This window comes from Nitrosomonas sp. Nm33 (genome assembly GCF_900107265.1).
Lineage (GTDB): Bacteria > Pseudomonadota > Gammaproteobacteria > Burkholderiales > Nitrosomonadaceae > Nitrosomonas.
In genome coordinates this window covers 1-1,913 of sequence record NZ_FNPJ01000149.1, presented here as the reverse complement: position 1 = coordinate 1,913, position 1,913 = coordinate 1, and the positions used below count along the sequence as shown (strand labels likewise).

The window sequence follows — 1,913 nt, the reverse complement described above, 5'->3', positions numbered from 1 at the left end:
TTCTGCGCCACGCCCAAACGTTTTGCTCGCTCGTACTGACAGGCATCGGGATAATCGAGAATATCCTGCCGCAATACATCAAGATCAATCTTGCGTTTGCGAAACCCTTGAGGTTTGCGATCAACATGCTTGATCCAGCGAACAACGCTTGCTATACCCACATCAAACCGCGCTGCCACCTCGGCTATCGTAAGTCCTTCTTTCTCTCGAACAGATAAGACTTTACGGCGAAAATCCAATGAATATGCCATCCTTGCATTATAATCAAAATTATCTGGTTATGCTATATCAAATAGATAGACGAGAAGCGAGTACCACCCAACACAGCGATTGGAGTGCGCAATAGATGTATTGACAAAACGCAGTTTCGCTAAAACTTTGTTTTCACACCCCCCCAGTGCACATGATCTACTGGCGGAGGCATAATCTGGTTCTCTTGGTTAAGCTGCTCTAACTGCTGAGTCAAAACACCCACATTTAACCAACCAAAGCCATCGAATTGAGCTACCCAGCGCGCACGCAAATAGCCAAAACGATCGATCAGAAACTCCAGATGCCCGGGTGTCATGCCTTTGCCCAGCAAATCAGGAACCGTTCTATTCCGGCAATATAGCAGGTAGCTCTTGCTGATTTCCTGCCAGCCTTCGGTCACCACAGGGAAAGGAACACTATGGGCGATGTCCATCAGTTCTTGCTCATTAAGCGCTTCCATGGGCACTGCCATAATCTCAGTATTATGGGTGAAACTGAAATTCTCATAAGTTTCTTTCAATTGACTTAGACGCTGCTGAGATTGTGGCCAGGAAAATAACACCAGCAGTACATTTTTTTGTAGACGAAAATCCTTTAAATTGCCGCTAGATCCATCATAAGCAAAATAGGAGAAGACAGGCGCCCCAATGTCCGGGGATGCCGGCATGATCATAGTTCCCAATAGACGAGCATCGAAAATACGAGACAGAGCACGCAGGTAATTGACGATATCCCAGCGATCTTCCTCAGACAGAGTGGCAGCAAAACCAGGCATGTCAGTTCCGGGTATGCCATGAGATAGTCAATGAAAAAAGTTGCCGACAGTATGCCGTGCGGTATGGGGTTTTGTCAGTAGGTCAGCCGGTTCTGTTGACAACGTTTCGGCAAGAGCTCCCCGTTGCCCTTGCCTTGCGGGCCATGACAACTCGCACAATGCCCGGCATAAAACAGGGAACCATTCGAGATCGAAATGGCATCGAATGGCACCGGTGTTTTTTGATAGGTTTCAGGATAGGCTTCGATGGCAAGCGGGGGTAATGCACTCGCCAAAGCAATGACCACCAGCCCAGCGCACTCGGTACCAGAATTTTTTTCTTCCCGGTCTTGTTCTTTTTTATCCCCAACCAGATCGTAGCCAGCGCAACGAGCAACAACGCTGTTCCTGTCCACACCATTTCCTGTACATTCGGTTCTTCCCAGGTGGCTTTAATCGAAAACCGGAATGGATAAGGCCAGTTTTCGATGATGGCATGCTTGGCGGGGAGAGTGTTGGCCAGCATGGTGGCAAGCAGGACCAGCAACAGTGCAAGGATAAATTCAATACTGACCCACTTTCTGAGATGCTCGGTGCCTGTTTTGACCTGCTCTACATTCTCAAACTGAGAAAATAAGGGCAGCCAGCGGTAACGCGCTCGATAGGCGATAAACAAAATGACCGCTAAAAATGTTTAGTCCCATGGTGTGCTGGAGTAATATGTAGTCAATTATCGAGGGACATATTATGGGACAGGTACTGCATGGAAGCGCCCGTACGACAGAGGCGGTGCGTCGAGCGATACAACATAATCAAGAGAGCCTGAAAGCATTGGCAAAACGCCACGGAATTAACGAGAAGACCGTGGCGAAATGGAAGAAGCGGTCATTTGTTCACGATGCGGCGA

4 protein-coding genes are annotated in these 1,913 nt (G+C 48.3%); 1 reads left to right on the top strand and 3 read right to left on the bottom strand.

The window, feature by feature from the left end:
* The 3 genes from BLV54_RS15115 to BLV54_RS17430 form a co-directional block, all read right to left on the bottom strand.
* A partial coding sequence (locus tag BLV54_RS15115) for an IS630 transposase-related protein (RefSeq protein WP_090567858.1) occupies positions 1-251 on the bottom strand: 251 nt, incomplete at its 3' end.
* Between the two features lie 119 nt (positions 252-370).
* Complete coding sequence (locus BLV54_RS15110; protein WP_090572401.1) at positions 371-1,027, bottom strand: redoxin domain-containing protein; 657 nt, start codon at positions 1,025-1,027, stop codon at positions 371-373.
* Positions 1,028-1,101: 74 nt separating this feature from the next.
* A complete protein-coding gene (locus BLV54_RS17430; protein ID WP_339389397.1) occupies positions 1,102-1,239 on the bottom strand; it encodes a c-type cytochrome in 138 nt (45 codons plus the stop codon).
* Positions 1,240-1,753: 514 nt separating this feature from the next.
* Here BLV54_RS17430 and BLV54_RS15865 point away from each other — a divergent pair.
* A partial coding sequence (locus tag BLV54_RS15865; RefSeq protein WP_143032557.1) for a helix-turn-helix domain-containing protein occupies positions 1,754-1,913 on the top strand: 160 nt, incomplete at its 3' end.

Excerpts from the sequence above, each read along its gene's own strand:
- BLV54_RS15110 (WP_090572401.1), bottom strand. The coding sequence starts at position 1,027 with ATGCCTGGTTTTGCTGCCACTCTGTCTGAGGAAGATCGCTGGGATATC.